Genomic DNA, 19061 nt, shown 5'->3' with positions numbered 1-19061 from the left:
TCGTCGTACGCCCTAGTGAAAGCAGTCAGACAGCTAGACAGCCCACCCGCACCGGCGGTTCCGGGCGCATCGAGCAGACCTTACGGCCGCGCCCCCCTGTCGTTCGCCCCCTCGAACAACTCGGAATGGACACGGTCTTGTCCGGACGCTGCTCAGAGGCTAGCTTCTCATCAGATAGAAAGCGCTTGCTGTGACGCTCATCAGTGGAGGCGTACGCGGCGCGCACAACCGCGTACGGAACGCGCACGGACGCCGCGAAGGACGCTGCGGACGACACTTACGAAGGGACCGACGTGACACGCAAGACGGTGCGTATCGCCATGAACGGCGTGACCGGGCGCATGGGCTATCGCCAGCACCTCGTCCGCTCCATCCTGGCTCTCCGCGAACAGGGCGGCCTCGACCTCGGCGACGGCACCGTGCTGTGGCCGGAACCGATCCTCGTCGGCCGCCGCGAGCACGCGCTGCGGGCGCTCGCCGACCAGCACGGCCTGGACCCGGAGAACATCTCCACGGACGTCGACGCGGTCCTCGCCGACCCGACGGTGGAGATCTACTTCGACGCCCAGGTCACCTCCGCCCGCGAGGAGGCGATCAAGAAGGCGATCGCGGCGGGCAAGCACATCTACACCGAGAAGCCGACCGCGACCGGCCTCGACGGCGCCCTGGAGCTGGCCCGCCTGGCAGGCGCGGCCGGCATCAAGCACGGCGTGGTCCAGGACAAGCTCTTCCTCCCGGGCCTGCTCAAGCTCAAGCGCCTCATCGACGGCGGCTTCTTCGGCCGGATCCTCTCCATCCGCGGCGAGTTCGGCTACTGGGTCTTCGAGGGCGACTGGCAGTCCGCCCAGCGCCCCTCCTGGAACTACCGCGCGGAGGACGGCGGCGGCATCGTCGTCGACATGTTCCCGCACTGGGAGTACGTGCTCCACGAGCTGTTCGGCCGGGTGAAGTCCGTCCAGGCCATCGCCACCACCCACATCCCGCAGCGCTGGGACGAGAACGGCAAGCCCTACGACGCCACCGCCGACGACGCGGCCTACGGCGTCTTCGAGCTCGAAGGCGGCGCGATCGCCCAGATCAACTCCTCCTGGGCGGTCCGCGTCAACCGCGACGAGCTGGTCGAGTTCCAGGTCGACGGCACGGAGGGCTCGGCGGTCGCCGGCCTGCGCAACTGCCGCGTCCAGCACCGCAGCGCCACCCCCAAGCCGGTCTGGAACCCGGACATCCCCGCCACGGAGGTCTTCCGCGACCAGTGGCAGGAGGTCCCGGACAACCAGGACTTCGACAACGGCTTCAAGGCCCAGTGGGAACTGTTCCTGCGCCACGTCTACGCCGACGCCCCCTACCACTGGGACCTGCTGGCCGGCGCCCGTGGCGTCCAGCTCGCCGAGCTGGGCCTGAAGTCCTCCGCCGAGGGCCGCCGCCTCGACGTCCCGGAGGTCGCGCTGTGACGATCCAGCTCCCGGACGCGACAGGAGGGCTGAGGGCGTACGACCCCCGCACGTCCCCCCTCCCCCTCACCACCGGCGCCCCTTTCACCTCTCGTACGGTCTTCTCGGCGGCGCACGTGGTGGCGGACCCGTTCGCGGACGTGTCCCCCGACTCCCCGGCCGCCGTCGACTGGGACGCCACCCTCGCCTTCCGCCGCCACCTGTGGTCCCACGGGCTCGGCGTCGCGGAGGCGATGGACACCGCCCAGCGCGGCATGGGCCTGGACTGGGCGGGCGCGTCCGAACTGATCCGCAGGTCGGCGGCCGAGGCGAAGGCGGTGGGCGGCCGCATCGCGTGCGGCGTGGGCACCGACCAGATCGCCTCGGGCACGCTGGAGGAGGTCCGCGCGGCCTACGAGGAGCAGCTGGCCCTCGTCGAGGAGTCGGGAGCCCAGCCGATCCTGATGGCGTCCCGAGCCCTGGCGGCTGCCGCCTCCGGCCCCGAGGACTACCTGGACGTCTACGGCCATCTCCTGCGCCAGTCCGCCGAACCGGTGGTCCTGCACTGGCTGGGCCCGATGTTCGACCCGGCGCTGGAGGGCTACTGGGGGTCGTCCGACCTGGACGCGGCGACCGAGGTGTTCCTGGAGGTCATCGCGGCCCACCCCGACAAGGTGGAGGGCATCAAGGTCTCGCTGCTGGACGCCCAGCGGGAGATCGACATCCGCCGCAGGCTGCCGCAGGGCGTGCGCTGCTACACGGGCGACGACTTCAACTACCCCGAGCTGATCGCGGGCGACGAGCAGGGCTTCAGCCACGCCCTGCTCGGCATCTTCGACCCGCTGGGCCCGCTGGCGGCGGAGGCGGTACGAGTCCTGGACACGGGCGACGTCACCGGTTTCCGGACGTTGCTGGACCCCACGGTCGAGCTCTCCCGCCACCTCTTCCAGACCCCCACCCGCTTCTACAAGACGGGCGTGGTCTTCCTGGCCTGGCTCGCGGGTCACCAGGAGCACTTCACCATGGTCGGCGGCCTCCAGTCGGCCCGCTCCCTCCCGCACTTCGCCCGAGCCTACGAACTCGCCGACGGCCTGGGCCTGTTCCCCGACCCGAAGCTGGCCGAGGAACGGATGAAGAACCTGCTCGCCCTGTACGGAGTGACCCAGTGAGCCATCCGGACCTGACCCGCTTCTCCATCAACCAGATGACGGTGAAGCAGCTCTCGCTGCCCGAACTGGTCGACGCATGCGTCCAGTCGGGCATCCCGGGAGTCGGCCTCTGGCGCGACCCGGTCCAGACGTACGGCCTGGAGGCGACCGCCAAGCTGGTCCGCGACGCGGGCCTGACGGTGACAACGTTGTGCCGGGGCGGCTTCTTCACGGCGATCGCCCCGGACGAGCGGGCGGCGGCCCTGGCCGACAACCGCCGGGCGATCGACGAGGCGGCCACCCTCGGCACGGACACCCTCGTCCTGGTCTCCGGCGGCCTCCCGCCCGGCTCGAAGGACCTGTACGGCGCGAGGGAGCGCATCGCGGACGCGCTGGCCGAACTGGGCCCCTACGCCGCCGCGAACGGCGTACGCCTGGCCATCGAGCCCCTCCACCCCATGTTCGCCTCGGACCGCTGCGTGGTCTCCACCCTGGCCCAGGCCCTGGACATCGCGGAACGCTTCCCGGCCGAACAGGTCGGCGTGACCGTCGACACGTACCACATCTGGTGGGACGACCAGGCCCCCGCCCAGATCGCCCGCGCGGGCGCGACCGGCCGCATCCACACCTTCCAACTGGCCGACTGGACCACCCCGTTGCCCGAGGGCGTCCTCAACGGCCGCGGCCAGATCGGCGACGGCGCGATCGACATGCGCGAGTGGAAGGCGTACGTGGAGGCGGCCGGCTACACAGGCCCGATCGAGGTGGAACTCTTCAACGACACCCTGTGGGCACGGGACGGACGGGAACTGCTGACGGAGACGGCAGCACGGTTCGTGGAGCACACGGCGTAGCGCGCGCCGCAGCACTCGACGACGGCCGGAGAGGGGTGAACGATCCGCTCTCCGGCGACTGTCGCCGTACACACGCGCGCGATCGAAGCGGACACTCCCCTCGGGCGGACGCGGACCACCGTCGTTCTCCCACCCGGACCGTAGGATCAACCCCCATGTACGTCCGCCGGATCCTCGTACAGGACATCAAGTCCTTTCACGGCCCTCGTCAGGTTGATCTGACCCTGACCCGTCCCGACGGCAGCCATGCCGGGTGGACCGTGCTGGCCGGCCGCAACGGGTCCGGGAAGACGACGCTGCTGCGGGCCATGGCGCTCGCGCTCAGCGGACCGGGGGTGGCCCGCAGTCTGGTGCCGGGGTTCGAGAACTGGGTGACCGAACAGAGAACGGCCGGGCAGGTCGAGGTGGAGATCACCCGGGACCCGAAGCACGACCGGTTCTCACAGGGCCGCCCGCCCGCCGGCGCCTTCCGGGCCGGACTCCGTTGGAAGACGCCCCGAGACGGCTGGGCAGGCAGGGTTCCGGTCCGCCGCGGTGTCCTGCCCGGACTCGACGAGATCAGGTACACCAAGGCGCAGACCAGCATCGCCCGCCGTGGTCCATGGGCGGACAATCCGGCGGGCTGGTTCTCCGCGGCCTACGGGCCGTTCCGGCGGATGGCCGGCGGCTCGGGTGAGGTACAGCGGCTGATGCTGGTGTCCGGACCTGTGGCCAGGCACGCGAGCCTCTTCCACGAGGACGCCTCACTCGCCGAGGGGGTCACCTGGCTGATCGAGCAGCATCTGCGCGCACTGGAAGGCAGAGGGGGCGCACAGGGACTGAAGGCGTTCGCACTGGCGCTGCTCAGAGACGGACTGCTGCCGGACGAGTACCTGATCAACGACGTCGACTCCGAGGGGCTGTGGGTCGAGCGGCACGGCAGTCGCTTCCCGCTACGGGAGATGAGCGACGGGTTCCGTACGGTGTCGGCCCTTGTCGTCGACATCCTCAAGCAGTTGCACGACGTGTTCGGCGACGATCTGTGGGAGTCCAACCTCCGGGAGGCTCAAGGAGGGTCGATCGTGCTGATGACACCCGGCGTCGTCATCATCGACGAGATCGACGCCCATCTCCATGTCTCCTGGCAGCGCCGCATCGGCCCCTGGCTGACGGCCCACTTCCCCCGCATCCAGTTCATCGTCACCACGCACAGCCCCTACATCTGCCAGGCCGCGGATCCCGGCGGCCTGATCCGGCTTCCCGGCGTGGACGAGGCGCGCCCGCCCGAGGTCATCGACCAGGACCTGTACGACCGGGTGGTGTACGGCAGCGGTGACGACGCCGTTCTCTCCGATCTGTTCGGCCTCGACACCCCCTACTCCGAGCGGGCCGAACAGGCGAGAGCCGAGTTCGTGGAGCTGGAGGCGGAGGTCTACGACGGGGCCTCGTCATCGGAGTCGCTCGCCCGCTACCGGGAACTCAAGGAGCGGCTTGCCAGCTCGCCGTCGGCCCGTCTGGGCGAGATGAGCGCGCACCTGCACCGGATCGCGGAGGAGATCGCCGAGGGCCCGAAGGGCGAAGAGGAGTGATCCGGCTTCGGCGTGCGCTCCTGTCGCCGGAGACGACGGAGCTGCTGAAGGGCTACACCGACGACATCCGGCAGCAGGCCACGGAGCAGGAACGCAAGGCCAGGGCGAAGGCACTGTGGGCGAACCGCCGACAGGTCCGTCCCGCACTCGTCACCGCCCTGGCGGAGATGGCTCCCGGCCGCGAACGCTGCATGTACTGCGGTGACGGCCAGGGCACCGACATCGACCACTTCGAGCCGAAGAGCCTCGCTCCGCTGCGCACCTTCGACTGGCTCAACCATCTGCTCGCCTGCTCGTTCTGCAACAGCAACCAGAAGCGGAACCTCTTCCCCACCGCGGCCGACGGCAGCCCCCTGCTCGTCGACCCGACAGTCGAGGACCCCTTGGACCACCTACGGCTGGTGCTCCCGCTCGGAACGTACCGGGGCCTGACCGACCGGGGACGGGCCTGTATCGAGGTATTCGGCCTCAACGCAAGAGCGGTCCTGGTCAAGGGACGCACGGACGCCTACGCGACGGCCAGGCACTCCATCGAGCTGTGGCGCATAGCCATGGACAAGGGGCAACGTGACAAGGCGGCGGAGATCGTCAGGGTCGCCTGGACCCGCCCCCTCATCGATGTACTGGTCGCCATGTTCCACCAGTCCGGCCATCCGGCGGCCGATGCCCTGTTCGTGGGGGAGGAGGAGGTCCTCGACCTCCTCCGCGATTCCGAACTGCGGTCCGCGTTCCTGTACTTCCGGGGCCTCAGCTACTGACACGCCCGTCCCGCACGGCCCCGACGAACGCGGCCCAGCCGCCCGCCGAGAAGACCAGCGCCGGACCGGTCACGGCTTTGCTGTCGCGGACGGGCATGCCGGCGTGGCCATGGGCTACTTCGGGGCGTTCGCCCTGGTCGCCGCCGCTGTCTGACGTCGGCGCTTGCGGAGAGTCGGGGAGCGCGGCTCGGGCGGGTCGAGGCTGTTGCCGGTGGGGACGCGTGAGCGATGCACCCGTCTCGGGCGGAGTCAAATCGGGAACGGCATTGTCAGTCCTGTCCTGTACGATTCCCGCCGCCATGTGAGGACGTCAGGGTATGCGCGCGTAGATCAGGGCGATCTGGACATCCGGCAGTCCGCTCAGGTGTGCCTTCTGTCACGATCTCTGGTGTGACGAGCGTCACTTTCTCATGTGCACGACATTTCTGATCAGGTCGAATGCTGAATTTCGGACCGGAATTGAAGATCCCGCTTGCGCCTCAACCTGTTTGCGGGTGTCGCGGACAACCTTGCGCGCAAGGCAAGATGGGGTGTGTCATCACAGCAGGCAACTGACGTCACCATTTCTGGCGGCGTCGTGCGTGTTCGTGCAAGACAAGGCGAGAGCCCCATCTCCGTAGCGGCCAAGCGGCAGAGATGAGGCCCTCTGGCATCATCAGAACGGGCTGGCCCCGACCCTCGGGTCGGGGCTCTTCCCTTTAGTGGACCAGGAATTCACGCACGATCTTGTAGATCGTGAAGATTGTTCCCAGCCAGCGGACCTTGCTGTAAATCCGGTCCGCCTTGTTGTTCTGATGACCCTCCGGCTGTGCGGCCATTGGGCCGCCCCCTTTCTGGTCCACGTTCGTGGACCCCGCGGGGCGACCACGATCTGTCGCGGACCCTCCGGGGAGCGGTGATAGCCCACAACAGTACCGGGCACCAACGGCAACTACGGTGCGTGCAAGCCTCCCCTAGGGGTGGCCGAGCCCATACGTGTGTGGTGTAGCGCGCCCAACCGGGTGGTCGGCATGCCACGTATGTGGCGATCAAGGCAACTGCCTGCGCTGTTACGGCGGTTCGGCAGGAGGCGGTGTGTCAGTTCCCGTGGCGCAAGTCGTGTAAATCACACCCTGTGGATGATGGGGCGTCCGCTGAAGTCTGTACGTAGACGTCACCGATGACGGCAGTTCTGCCTGCTGTGGGTGCGAGTTGGGCAACGACGGGCGGCCACCGGTCATCTCCTGTCAAAGGCAAGCCGGTTGGCACACTGCCGAGGGAGAGGGAGGGGCTGCGTGATCGACCGAGGCCTGGCAGGTGGGCGGTTCGTGCCGCTGGACCTGGAGGCGCAGTGCGCCGACGACGCCTTGGTGCTCCATCCCACCCCCGCGGGAATGGAGCACCAAGATCAGCTCGCTGTCCGCTCGCTGCTGCCTGATCAGGATGCGGGGTGAGTCGTGGGGCTGTCGTTACCAGAGAGTCCATGGCTGCTGTTGGCTCTGCGTCCACTGCGGAGCTGCTCCCGCCCCGAACCCTCCCGCCCCGAATCCTCTCGCCCCGAATCCTCTCGCCCCGAACCCTCCCGCCCTGCGCCTTCCCACCCCGACCACTCCCGCACCCGGTACTCCATGGGCGAGAGTCCGTACGCGGTGCGGAAGGCGCGGGTGAAGTCGGAGGCGCGCAGGAGGCCCCAGCGGGCGGCGATCGCGCGTATCGGCGTGCCGCGCAGGGCGGGGTTCGCCAGGTCGCGGCGGGCGCCTTCCAGGCGCTGGGCGCGGATCCAGGCGGCGACCGTCTCGCCCTGCGCGTCTTCCTGGAAGAGCCGGTGCAGATAGCTGAGGGAGATGTGGTGCGCGGCGGCGATGACCGGCGGCGTCAGCTCCGGGTCGTGGAGGTTCTCCCGGATGAACGCCCGGATGCGCGCGATCATCGCCCGGTGCCGCGTCTCGGGCGGCAGGGAGGCCTCCGCCTCCAGCACCTGGGCGAACCAGGCCGCCAGCAGGTCGACCAGGACCACGCCCAGCCGGGGCGCGTCGGACGGCTGGAGGAACTCCGACTCCCGGTCCAGGCCGGCCAGGAAGCCCGTCAGCAGGGCGCCCGTGCCCTCCCGCCCCGACAGGCGTCGGCCCAGCAGCGGCCGGATCCGGTCCGGCGACATGGGCAGCAACGCCTTGGGGAAGTCCACCCCCACCCCGGTGACCACATGGCGGCCCGGGGTGGTCGGCGGCCGCACGTCGTACGGCCGTGAGCTGTCGGTCAGCCACAGATCGCGCGGGCCGTAGAAGTCGGTCCGCCCGACGTGGTCGAGCCCCAGCCCGCCGCCGAGCACCAGCGACAGGTGGTACGCCTCGGGGTCGCACTGGCGCACCAGCCGCTCGCTGCGCACGAACCGCGCGGTCAGACAGGACGTCGGCCACACCATCACCGGCCCCAGTTCCATCAGCCGCTGCTCCGCCCAGAAGTCGGGGGCGTAGACGCTGCTGATGTCGCTCGGCGCGATCGCCCGGTGGGTCAGCTCCCGCCAGTAGTCGAACCTGTCCTCCACCGGTACGTCGTCAGTCCGGAACATCGTCCCGATCATCGGCCGCCCTCCCTCTTCCTCTCTCCCTGGTCTCCCCGCGGAAGAAATCTTGAAAGTCTATGCAACCCTTCCCGTCCTCAGAGTGTCGTACATGGCGTCAGGGCTTCTGGAGGGGGATCCGGGGGGATCGCGGGGGTTCTGATACGGGGAGGGGAACGCCGAGGGGGCCCGGTCGACGGACCGAGCCCCCTCGAAGCATTTCCGCAGGTCATACCGGAAGCACCGGAAGCTTCGGGCCGGAAACTGCGGGCCGGAAGCTGCGGGTCAGAAGAAGACCCCGCACCGCAGCAGCACGTTCGCGTACGGCCGTGCCTCCCCCGTCCGTACGACGAGCCGTGCCCCCGCCGACAGCTCCTTCAGCCGCTCGTGCGGGACCAGGGCCAGCTCGGGGAAGCGCCCGTCCAGCAGCCCGGCCGCCGCCGGATTCGCCTCCCGCACCTCCGCCGCCGCCGTCGCGCCCTCCACGACCAGTTCGGCAAGCAGCCCGTCCACCACCTCCGCGAACGACGGCACCCCCGCCCGGAAGGCGAGGTCCACCACCCGAGGCCCGTCCGGTATCGGCATGCCCGCGTCGCACACCAGCACCCCGTCCCCGTGCCCCAACTCGGCCAGCGCCCCGGAGAGGTGACGGTTGAGGATCCCGGCCTTCTTCACAGCGCCTCGACCTCCGCCGCCGTGGGAAACGACTCCTGCGCCCCCCGCCGCGTCACCGCCGCCGCACCCACCCGCGCCGCGTACGCCGCCGCCTCCGCCAGGGACGAGCCCGCGCCCAGCTTCCACGCCAGCGCCGCCGTGAAGGAGTCGCCCGCGCCCGTCGTGTCCACGGCGTCCACCTTCACCGACGCCACCCGTACGACCCCCTTCGCCGAAGCCGCCAGAGCACCTTCCGAACCCAGCGTCACGACCACCGACTTCGGACCCTTGGCCAGCAACAGCCGCGCCCAGTCCGCCGGTTCCTCGCTCACGCCCGCCTCGCCCAGGATCACCTTCGCCTCGTGCTCGTTGACGATCAGCGGATCGCAGGCCGCCAGCACCTCCGGCGGAAGGGGCCTGGGCGGGGACGGGTTCAGCACGAAGCGGCTGCCCGGCGCCAGACTCCGTACGACCTCCACGACCGTCTCCAGCGGGATCTCCAGCTGCGCCGACACCACCCGGGAGGCGTGGAAGAGGCCGGCGGCGGCCCGGACGTCCGCGGGGGTCAGCCGGCCGTTCGCGCCCGGCGACACCACGATGCTGTTGTCCCCGGACGGGTCCACCGTGATCAGCGCGACCCCGGTCGGCGCCCCGCCCACCAGCACGCCCACCGGGTCGACCCCGGCCGCCCGCTGCGAGTCGAGCAGCAGCCGACCGTACGCGTCGTCGCCGACCCGGGCCAGCAGGGCCGTACGAGCGCCGAGGCGGGCCGCCGCGACGGCCTGGTTCGCGCCCTTGCCGCCCGGGTGGACCGTCAGGTCGGAGCCGAGGACGGTCTCCCCGGCCCCCGGCCGTCGTTCGACGCCGATCACCAGGTCGGCGTTGGCCGACCCTACGACCAGCAGGTCGTAGTCGTACATGAAGCAACTCCCCTGATACGTGGCTCCGGGCGGACGGTCCCCACAGAGGTGCTCCTCACAGAGGTGCTCCGCACAGGGTGACCGCCCGCCCGCTCGCCGATCTCAGCCGATGCCGACCGTGCTCGGCCGCATCCAGCCGTACTCAGCCATGCTCAGCCGTGCTCAACCGCTGAACCCGGCCACGTTCTCCTTGGTGACCACCTTCACCGGCACCTTCACCGTCTCCTGGACCTTCTTGTCCTGCAACGCCTTCAGCGCGTTGTCCACGGCGATCCTGCCCAACTGGGAAGGCTGTTGCGCCACGGACGCGTACAGCGTGCCGTCCTTTACCGCCGTCAGCCCATCCGGGGTGCCGTCGAAGCCGACGACCTGGACGGACTTGCCGGCCTTGGAGCCCAGCGCCTTGATCGCGCCGAGCGCCATCTCGTCGTTGGCGGCGATGACGCCCTGGACGTCCGGGTGGGCCTGGAGCAGGTTCGACATCACGTCGAGGCCCTTGGTGCGGTCGAAGTCGGCCGGCTGCTGGGCCAGCACCTGGATGCCGGGGTAGGCCTTCAGCCCCTTGGCGAAACCTTCCGCCCGCTCCCGCGCCGCCGACGTGCCCGCCTGGCCCTGAAGGATCACGATCTTGCCGGTGCCGCCCAGCTTCTCGGCGACGGTCTTCGCGGCCAGTTCACCGCCCGCCACGTTGTCGGAGGCGACCAGCGCGTCCACCGTGGCCTTGTTGACGCCCCGGTCGACGGCGATGACCGGGATCTTCGCCTTGTCGGCGGCGTTCACGGAGTTGCTCGCCGCGTCCGAGTCGACCGGGTTGACGATGATCGAGTCGTAGCCGGAGCTGGTGAAGTTCTGCAGCTGGTTGGCCTGCTGCGAGGCGTCGTTCTGCGCGTCGGTGACCGTCAGGTCCACGCCCAGCTTCTTCGCCTCGGCCTTCGCGCCCGACTGGATCTGTACGAAGAACGGGTTGTTGAGCGTGGACAGCGCCAGCCCGACCTTCGGGTTCGCGGTCGACGAGGTCCCGCCGTGCAGGAAGGAGGTCGCGCCGACGATCGCCACGGTGACCACGGCCGCGAGACCGTACGTCGCCGCCTGCCTGCCCTTGTTGCCGCCGCCGAAGCCGGTCCCGGCCGCCACCGGGCTCGCCCCCGCCTTGCGGCGCACCGTGTCCAGCAGCACCGCCAGCGCGATGACGACGCCGATGACGACCTGCTGCCAGAACGCGGAGACGGACAGGAGGTTGAGGCCGTTGCGCAGCACCGCCAGGATCAGCGCGCCGATCAGGGTGCCCGAGGCCTTGCCCGTACCCCCTGCGAGGGACGCGCCGCCGATGACGACGGCGGCGATCGCGTCCAGTTCGTAGCCGTCGGCGGCCTGCGGCTGCGCGGAGGACAGCCGGGAGGCGAGCACGATGCCCGCGGCGGCCGCGAACACCCCGGAAAGGGCGTAGATCGCGAGCTTCTGCTTCTTCACCCGCAGCCCCGAAAGGCGGGCCGCCTCCTCGTTGCCGCCGATGGCGTACATCGAGCGGCCGATGTAGGTCCGGCCGAGCACGAACGCGGCGACGAGCCCCATGACGACCATGACCAGCACGGGCACGGGCAGCCAGCCGCCGAGCGTGTCCCCGAGGTGCGAGACCGAGTCGGGGAAGGGGATCGGCGAGCCCTCGGAGATCACCAGCGACAGACCGCGCGCCACCGACAGCATCGCGAGCGTCGCGATGAACGGCGGCAGCTTGCCGTACGCGATGAGGAAACCGTTCACCAGGCCGGCCGCGATGCCGGTGGCGACGGCGAGGACCACCGCTATGACGACCGGGACGCCGTGCTGCGTCGCGCTCCACGCCAGCACGGTCGCCGACAGCGCGGCCACCGAGCCGACCGACAGGTCGATGCCCGCCGAGACGATCACGAAGGTCACGCCGAAGGCGAGGATGGCGGTCACGGCCGCCTGGACGCCGACGTTCAGAAGGTTGTCGGTGGTCAGGAAGTCGCCCGACAGCGCCGACATGGCGATGACGAGGACGATCAGCGCGGTCAGCGCGCCGTTGTCGAGGAGCAGACGGCGGACCGCCGCGGCGCCACCGACGCCCGCCCCGCTCTTGAGCGTTTCAGCGGCCACGGCCGGCCTCCAGTTCGCTAGCAGAAGTAGTAGTGGGGGTATCAGGGGTACTAGGGGCGCCCGGTGTGCCAGGAGCGCCAGGGGTGCTGACGGCGAGGGCCATCACCGCGTCCTGCGTGGCCTGGTCGGCCGGGAGTTCGCCGGCGATCCGGCCCTGGGCCATCACCAGCACCCGGTCGCTCATGCCGAGCACCTCGGGCAGATCGCTGGAGATCATCAGGACGGCGGCCCCGGCGGCCGTCAGCTCGTTGATCAGCTGGTAGATCTCGACCTTGGCGCCGACGTCGATCCCGCGCGTCGGCTCGTCGAGGATCAGCACCTTGGTGTCGGCCAGCAGCCACTTGCCGATGACGACCTTCTGCTGGTTGCCGCCGGAGAGCGTGCGCACCTGCTGGCCGAGTCCGGCCATCCGCACGCCCAGCTGCTCGGCGATCCGCGCGGCCGCCTCGTGCTGGCCCCTGAGGTCGACGAGCCCGCCGCGGGTCGCGGACCGCATGGTCACCAGACCGAGGTTCTCCTCGACCGACTGGTCGAGCACCAGCCCCTGGCCCTTGCGGTCCTCGGGCACGAGCCCGATCCCGGCGGCCAGGGCCGCGTTCACGTCGTACCGGGGGAGTCGCGCGCCCCCGACCGTCACCGCTCCCCGGTCGTAGGGGTCCGCCCCGAAGACGGCCCGTACCACTTCGGTACGACCGGCGCCGACCAGCCCCGCGATGCCGACGACCTCACCGGCGTGCACCTCGAAGCTGACGTCGTGGAAGACGCCGTCGCGCGTGAGCCCCTCGACGGACAGCAGGGCGGCGCCCGTGTCGGCGCGCTCCCTCGGGTACTGCTGCTCGATGGAACGGCCCACCATGAGCCGTACGAGCTCGTCCTCGGGGGTGGTGGCGGGGACCTGGCCGACCGACTTCCCGTCCCGGATGACCGTGACGCGGTCGCCGAGGGCGGCGATCTCCTCCAGGTGGTGGGTGATGAAGACGACCCCGACGCCGTCCTCGCGCAGCCTGCGCACGATGGCGAAGAGCTTCTCGACCTCCTCGGAGGTCAGCACGGCGGTCGGCTCGTCCATGATGAGCACGCGCGCGTTCAGGCTCAGCGCCTTGGCGATCTCGACCATCTGCAGCCGCGCGATGCCCAGTTCACGCACCCGCGCGCGGGGCGACACGTGCACGCCCACCCGCTCCAGCAGGACGGCGGCCTCGGCCTCCATCCGCTTCCGGTCGATCATCCCGAAGCGACGCGGCTGCCGTCCCAGGAAGATGTTCTCGGCGATCGTCAGATCGGGTACGAGGTTGAACTCCTGGTAGATGGTGGCGATCCCGAGGCGCTCGGAGTCCTGTGCGCCATGGATGCGCACCTCCTCGCCGCCGGCCAGGATCCGCCCGGCGTCGGGGCGGTAGGCGCCGGAGAGCATCTTGATGAGGGTGCTCTTGCCCGCGCCGTTCTCACCGAGCAGCACATGCACCTCGCCGCGGCGCAGATCGAAGTCGACGCCGTCGAGCGCGACCACGCCGGGGAAGGTCTTGCGTATGCCTTCGATGCGCAGCAACTCGTCCGCGTTGCTCACGACTGGCTCCTGTTCGTTACGGGGGACGGCTCGGGCGACGGCTCCGCGCAGGCCCGTCGCTCCAGTGGATCCGGCTCGCCGCACGAACGGCGTACGACGAGCCGGGCGGCGAGGGTGACGGACTGCGGGGGCCGCCCCTCGATGCGGTCGACGAGCGCGCGCACGGCGGCCCGCCCCAACTCGCCCGTGGGCTGGGCGATCGCGGTGATCGGCGGATCGGTGTGCACGAACCACGGGATGTCGTCGAACGCGGCGAGCGCGAGGTCGTCCGGAACACGCAGCCCACGCGCGCGTACGGCGTCCAGCGCGCCCAGCGCCATCAGGTTGTCGGCCGCGAACACGACCTCGGGCGGCTCGGGCAGGTCGAGGAAGCCCTCGGTGACCCGCCGTCCGCTCTCGGCCTGGAAGTCGCCCTGCCCTATGTAGGCGTCCGGCAGGGGAAGCCCGTACTCGGCCATCGCGGCCCGGAAGGCCTCGACGCGCTCGCTGCCGGTCGTGGTGGCGGCGGGCCCCGCGATGATGGCGAGCCGCCGGTGCCCGAGCCCGTGCAGATGCGCGACCAGGTCCCGTATGGCCGCCCGTCCGTCCGCCCGGACCACCGGCACGTCCACGCCCGGGATCCACCGGTCGACGAACACCATCGGCGTCCCCGCGCGCGCGGCGTCCGGCAGCAGCGGGGAGCCGCCGTCGGCGGGGGAGACCAGGAGACCGTCGATCCGGCGGTCCAGCAGGGTCCTGACGTGGTGGTCCTGGAGGTCGGGCCGCTCGTCGGCGTTGCCGATGATCACGCTGTAGCCGAGCGCGCGGGCCTCCTCCTCGACGGAGCGGGCCAGTTCGGTGAAGTAGGGGTTCAGCACGTCGCTGATGACCAGGCCGAGGGTGCGGGTCTGGTCGGTGCGCAGCGACCGGGCGACGGCGTTGGGGCGGTAGCCCAGCGTCTCGACGGCGGCCAGCACGCGTGTGCGTGCGTCCTCGCTGACCGACGGATGGTCGTTCAGGACGCGCGACACCGTGGCGACGGAGACCCTCGCCTCGGCGGCGACGTCCTTGATGCTCGCCATCGCCCTCCACCTCCTTGTGGAATCGATTACATCGATGTGTACAGAGGATTGGAATCGATTACATGGCCGTAAGCAACCCCCGGCGCACATCCCGAGACCTGATCGTGATGAACGGCGGCGCGAAGGGATCTAGGCTTCCCTTCCGTGGCGGTGGCATGCCCGCGCCAATCGGCAGGGTCGATCGACAGGGGAGAACCAGACATGCGCGCAGGCCGGACACTCGGCGTCTCCATCGCGGCGGCCGCCCTGGTCGGGACCACGTTCGTCGTCGCGAGCCCCGCATCCGCGGCGACCTGCACGACCACGGCCCTGGAGACAGTCGTCATCCGGTCCGCCACGAGCACCGGCGGCACGGCCCTCGCCCAGCTCAACAAGGGGCAGACCGCGTCCTCGCCCTGCACGATGTACTACAACGGCTCGTACACCGCGTGCGGCATCACCAGCAATCGGTGGGTGAAGGTCACCAGGAGCGGTGTCACCGGGTACGTGGTCGGCACCTGCGTGCTGACCTCCTGATCCGGCGCCTTCCGCGCATCCGGCGCCCGGCGCCCGGCGTCCGGCCGCCGGGCGCCGAAAGGGCGGACCGGACAAGGCTGTCGGTGCCGGGCGGTACCGTCGGATCATGTCCCAACAGACGGGGGCCGCCCAGGCGGCGGGAGAACGGCGACTGGCCACGCTGGAAGGCGTGCTGGAGCGCATCACGTACGCCAACGAGGAGAACGGCTACACGGTCGCCCGGGTCGACACCGGCCGGGGCGGCGGCGACCTCCTCACGGTCGTCGGCGCGCTGCTCGGCGCGCAGGTCGGCGAGTCGCTGCGCATGGAGGGCCTGTGGGGCTCCCACCCGCAGTACGGCAAGCAGTTCACGGTGGAGAACTACACGACCGTGCTGCCCGCCACCGTCCAGGGCATCCGCCGCTACCTCGGATCCGGCCTGGTCAAGGGCATCGGCCCGATCTTCGCCGACCGCATCACCCAGCACTTCGGCATGGACACCCTCACGATCATCGAGGAGGAGCCCAAGCGGCTCATCGAGGTGCCGGGACTGGGCCCCAAGCGCACGAAGAAGATCGCCGAGGCCTGGGAGGAACAGAAGGCGATCAAGGAGGTCATGCTCTTCCTCCAGACCGTCGAGGTGTCGACGTCCATCGCCGTGCGCATCTACAAGAAGTACGGCGACGCCTCCATCTCCGTCGTGAAGAACCAGCCCTACCGGCTGGCCGCCGACGTCTGGGGCATCGGCTTTCTCACCGCCGACAAGATCGCCCAGTCCGTCGGCATCCCGCACGACAGCCCGGAGCGCGTCAAGGCGGGCCTGCAGTACGCGCTGTCCCAGGCCACCGACCAGGGCCACTGCTATCTGCCCGAGGAGCGTCTGATCGCCGACGCGGTCAAGCTCCTCCAGGTCGACACCGGCCTTGTCATCGAGTGCCTCGCCGAACTCGCCGCGCCCCCGCAGGAGGGCGAGGACCCCGGCGTCGTACGCGAGAAGGTCCCGGGTCCCGACGGCGCCGCGGAACCGGTCACGGCCGTCTACCTGGTCCCCTTCCACCGCGCCGAACTGTCCCTCTCCGCCCAGCTGTCGCGCCTGCTGCGCACCGGCGAGGACCGGATGCCGGGCTTCCGCGACGTGACCTGGGACAAGGCGCTCGCCTGGCTCAAGGCCCGCACCGGCGCCGACCTCGCCCCCGAGCAGGAGGCCGCCGTCAGGCTCGCGTTGACCGAGAAGGTCGCCGTCCTCACCGGCGGCCCCGGCTGCGGCAAGTCCTTCACCGTGCGCTCGATCGTGGAGCTGGCCCGCGCCAAGAAGGCCAAGGTCGTGCTGGCCGCCCCCACCGGCCGCGCCGCCAAGCGGCTGGCCGAGCTCACCGGCGCCGACGCCTCCACCGTCCACCGCCTGCTGGAGCTCAGGCCCGGCGGCGACGCGGCGTACGACCGAGACCGCCCGCTCGACGCCGACCTGGTGGTCGTGGACGAGGCCTCCATGCTGGATCTGCTGCTCGCCAACAAGCTGGCGAAGGCCGTGGCGCCGGGGGCGCATCTGCTGTTCGTCGGAGACGTCGACCAACTGCCCAGTGTCGGCGCGGGCGAGGTGCTCCGCGATCTGCTCGCCGACGACAGCCCGGTCCCCGCGGTGCGTCTCACACGCGTGTTCCGCCAGGCCCAGCAGTCCGGCGTGGTCACCAACGCGCACCGGATCAACGCCGGACAGCACCCGGTCACCGACGGCATGAAGGACTTCTTCCTCTTCGTCGAGGACGACACGGAGGAGACCGGCCGCCTCACGGTGGACGTGGCCGCGCGCCGCATTCCGGCCAAGTTCGGCCTCGACCCGCGCCGGGACGTGCAGGTCCTCGCGCCGATGCACCGCGGCCCGGCCGGCGCCGGCGCCCTCAACGGGCTGCTCCAGCAGGCCATCACCCCCGGCCGCCCCGATCTCCCCGAGAAGCGGTTCGGCGGCCGGGTCTTCCGCGTCGGCGACAAGGTCACCCAGATCCGCAACAACTACGAGAAGGGGGAGAACGGTGTCTTCAACGGCACCGTGGGCGTCGTCACCTCGCTCGATCCGGTCGACCAGCGGCTCACGGTGCTGACGGACGAGGACGAGGAGGTGCCGTACGAGTTCGACGAGTTGGACGAACTGGCGCACGCGTACGCGGTGACGATCCATCGTTCACAGGGGAGTGAATATCCCGCCGTGGTGATCCCCGTCACGACGGGAGCATGGATGATGCTTCAGCGGAACCTCTTGTATACGGCCGTCACCCGCGCGAAGAAGCTGGTCGTCCTGGTCGGCTCCCGCAGGGCGATCGGCCAGGCGGTGCGCACGGTGTCGGCGGGCCGCCGCTGCACGGCCCTCGACTTCCGGCTGGCCGGCGGATGACGGGGGAGTCGCGAAAACGATCGACAAAAATGATCGATCAAATGAGTCACGAAGGTCACAGAGCACTTCCCCAATCATGACGAAGGCGGCAGGATGAGCTAGTTGGCGGCACTGAGTGCCGCCGATAAGCCCAATGGTCGACCCCGAGTGCACTCTCCTGCGCCAAATGGGGGATGGTAGAGACAGTCAGGGCAACCTCGAAGAAGAGGCACAACGTCGGTGAGGGATGACGTGAGCGACAACTCTGTAGTACTGCGGTTCGGCGACGGCGAGTACACCTACCCGGTGATCGACAGCACCGTCGGCGACAAGGGCTTCGACATCGGGAAGCTGCGCGCCCAGACCGGTCTGGTGACCCTGGACAGCGGGTACGGCAACACCGCCGCCTATAAATCCGCCATCACCTACCTCGACGGTGAGCAGGGCATCCTCCGGTACCGCGGCTATCCGATCGAGCAGCTGGCCGAGCGGTCGACCTTCCTCGAGGTCGCCTACCTGCTGATCAACGGCGAGCTGCCGACCGTCGACGAGCTCACCGTGTTCAAGAACGACATCACGCAGCACACCCTGCTGCACGAGGACGTCAAGAACTTCTACAAGGGCTTCCCGCGCGACGCCCACCCGATGGCCATGCTGTCCTCGGTGGTCTCCGCGCTGTCCACGTTCTACCAGGACAGCCACAACCCGTTCGACGAGAAGCAGCGCAACCTCTCCACGATCCGGCTGCTCGCCAAGCTTCCGACGATCGCGGCGTACGCCTACAAGAAGTCGATCGGTCACCCGTTCGTCTACCCGCGCAACGACCTCGGCTACGTCGAGAACTTCCTGCGCATGACGTTCTCGGTCCCGGCGCAGGAGTACGACCTGGACCCGGTCGTCGTCTCCGCGCTCGACAAGCTGCTGATCCTGCACGCGGACCACGAGCAGAACTGTTCGACGTCCACGGTCCGCCTCGTCGGCTCGTCCCAGGCGAACATGTTCGCGTCGATCTCGGCCGGCATCAACGCCCTGTGGGGCCCGCTGCACGGCGGCGCCAACCAGTCCGTGCTGGAGATGCTCGAGGGCATCCAGGCGGGCGGCGGCGACGTCGACTCCTTCATCCGCAAGGTGAAGAACAAGGAGGACGGCGTCCGCCTGATGGGCTTCGGCCACCGGGTGTACAAGTCCTTCGACCCGCGCGCCAAGATCATCAAGGCGGCGGCGCACGACGTCCTCTCGGCCCTCGGCAAGTCCGACGAGCTGCTGGACATCGCGCTGAAGCTGGAGGAGCACGCGCTCTCCGACGACTACTTCGTCTCGCGCAACCTCTACCCGAACGTCGACTTCTACACCGGCCTGATCTACCGCGCCATGGGCTTCCCGACCGAGATGTTCACGGTCCTCTTCGCCCTCGGCCGCCTCCCGGGCTGGATCGCCCAGTGGCACGAAATGATCAAGGAGCCCGGCTCCCGCATCGGCCGCCCGCGCCAGATCTACACGGGCGTGGTCGAGCGCGACTTCATCCCGGTCGAGGAGCGCTGACACCTGCCGGTGGGGGCGCCGGTTCGCCGGCGCCCCGTC

Annotated in this window: 15 protein-coding genes; 8 read left to right on the top strand and 7 right to left on the bottom strand. The window is 69.8% G+C overall.

The annotated features are described in order from the left end of the window. Nucleotides 1–293 precede the first annotated feature (293 nt). From OG562_RS15215 to OG562_RS15195, 5 genes are all read left to right on the top strand, one after another. Complete coding sequence (locus tag OG562_RS15215; protein ID WP_266397679.1) at nucleotides 294–1451, top strand: Gfo/Idh/MocA family protein; 1158 nt, start codon at nucleotides 294–296, stop codon at nucleotides 1449–1451. Continuing rightward, complete coding sequence (locus tag OG562_RS15210; RefSeq protein WP_266397677.1) at nucleotides 1448–2599, top strand: dihydrodipicolinate synthase family protein; 1152 nt, start codon at nucleotides 1448–1450, stop codon at nucleotides 2597–2599. The genes OG562_RS15215 and OG562_RS15210 overlap by 4 nt, the downstream gene beginning before the upstream one ends. A 35-nt stretch (nucleotides 2600–2634) precedes the next feature. Then, nucleotides 2635–3432, top strand: a complete 798-nt coding sequence (locus tag OG562_RS15205) for a sugar phosphate isomerase/epimerase (RefSeq protein WP_266409273.1) — start codon at nucleotides 2635–2637, stop codon at nucleotides 3430–3432. 155 nt (nucleotides 3433–3587) lie between these two features. Further along, entirely contained in the window at nucleotides 3588–5000 is a 1413-nt protein-coding gene (locus tag OG562_RS15200) for an AAA family ATPase (RefSeq protein WP_266397675.1), read from the top strand. Then, nucleotides 4997–5758, top strand: coding sequence for an HNH endonuclease (locus OG562_RS15195; RefSeq protein WP_266397673.1), 762 nt, complete (start codon nucleotides 4997–4999; stop codon nucleotides 5756–5758). Before OG562_RS15200 ends, OG562_RS15195 begins: the two co-directional genes overlap by 4 nt. Here OG562_RS15195 and OG562_RS46005 read toward each other — a convergent pair. The 7 genes from OG562_RS46005 to OG562_RS15160 form a co-directional block, all read right to left on the bottom strand. Continuing rightward, entirely contained in the window at nucleotides 5748–6059 is a 312-nt protein-coding gene (locus tag OG562_RS46005) for a DUF397 domain-containing protein (RefSeq protein WP_323187513.1), read from the bottom strand. The two genes, OG562_RS15195 and OG562_RS46005, sit on opposite strands and share 11 nt — an antisense overlap. A gap of 1116 nt (nucleotides 6060–7175) precedes the next feature. Beyond that, nucleotides 7176–8318, bottom strand: coding sequence for an AraC family transcriptional regulator (locus tag OG562_RS15185; protein WP_266397670.1), 1143 nt, complete (start codon nucleotides 8316–8318; stop codon nucleotides 7176–7178). Between the two features lie 264 nt (nucleotides 8319–8582). Beyond that, nucleotides 8583–8972 (bottom strand): D-ribose pyranase, encoded by a 390-nt coding sequence (rbsD, locus tag OG562_RS15180; RefSeq protein ID WP_266397668.1) that lies wholly within the window; start codon nucleotides 8970–8972, stop codon nucleotides 8583–8585. After that, nucleotides 8969–9871 carry a ribokinase gene (locus tag OG562_RS15175; protein WP_266397666.1) on the bottom strand — a complete coding sequence of 301 codons (903 nt, stop codon included), beginning with the start codon at nucleotides 9869–9871 and terminating at the stop codon, nucleotides 8969–8971. The genes rbsD and OG562_RS15175 overlap by 4 nt, the downstream gene beginning before the upstream one ends. A 162-nt stretch (nucleotides 9872–10033) precedes the next feature. Then, complete coding sequence (locus OG562_RS15170; RefSeq protein ID WP_266397664.1) at nucleotides 10034–11989, bottom strand: substrate-binding domain-containing protein; 1956 nt, start codon at nucleotides 11987–11989, stop codon at nucleotides 10034–10036. Then, nucleotides 11979–13556 (bottom strand): sugar ABC transporter ATP-binding protein, encoded by a 1578-nt coding sequence (locus tag OG562_RS15165; protein WP_266397662.1) that lies wholly within the window; start codon nucleotides 13554–13556, stop codon nucleotides 11979–11981. The genes OG562_RS15170 and OG562_RS15165 overlap by 11 nt, the downstream gene beginning before the upstream one ends. After that, the gene (locus tag OG562_RS15160; protein ID WP_266397660.1) at nucleotides 13553–14617 is read right to left on the bottom strand and encodes a LacI family DNA-binding transcriptional regulator; all 1065 of its coding nucleotides are present in this window, start codon (nucleotides 14615–14617) and stop codon (nucleotides 13553–13555) included. Before OG562_RS15160 ends, OG562_RS15165 begins: the two co-directional genes overlap by 4 nt. Before the next feature lie 201 nt (nucleotides 14618–14818). On the opposite strand from OG562_RS15160, the gene OG562_RS15155 reads away from it, so the two are divergent. From OG562_RS15155 to OG562_RS15145, 3 genes are all read left to right on the top strand, one after another. Then, nucleotides 14819–15133 carry a hypothetical protein gene (locus OG562_RS15155; RefSeq protein WP_266397658.1) on the top strand — a complete coding sequence of 105 codons (315 nt, stop codon included), beginning with the start codon at nucleotides 14819–14821 and terminating at the stop codon, nucleotides 15131–15133. Nucleotides 15134–15239: 106 nt separating this feature from the next. Beyond that, the gene (locus tag OG562_RS15150) at nucleotides 15240–17501 is read left to right on the top strand and encodes an ATP-dependent RecD-like DNA helicase (RefSeq protein ID WP_266397656.1); all 2262 of its coding nucleotides are present in this window, start codon (nucleotides 15240–15242) and stop codon (nucleotides 17499–17501) included. Between the two features lie 231 nt (nucleotides 17502–17732). Further along, complete coding sequence (locus tag OG562_RS15145; RefSeq protein WP_266397654.1) at nucleotides 17733–19022, top strand: citrate synthase; 1290 nt, start codon at nucleotides 17733–17735, stop codon at nucleotides 19020–19022. Nucleotides 19023–19061: the final 39 nt, after the last annotated feature.

The sequence above is a fragment of the Streptomyces sp. NBC_01275 genome (genome assembly GCF_026340655.1).
Classification (GTDB): Bacteria; Actinomycetota; Actinomycetes; order Streptomycetales; family Streptomycetaceae; genus Streptomyces.
Note: the sequence above shows the minus strand (reverse complement) of the source record. Positions and strands in the feature narration are given on the sequence as shown.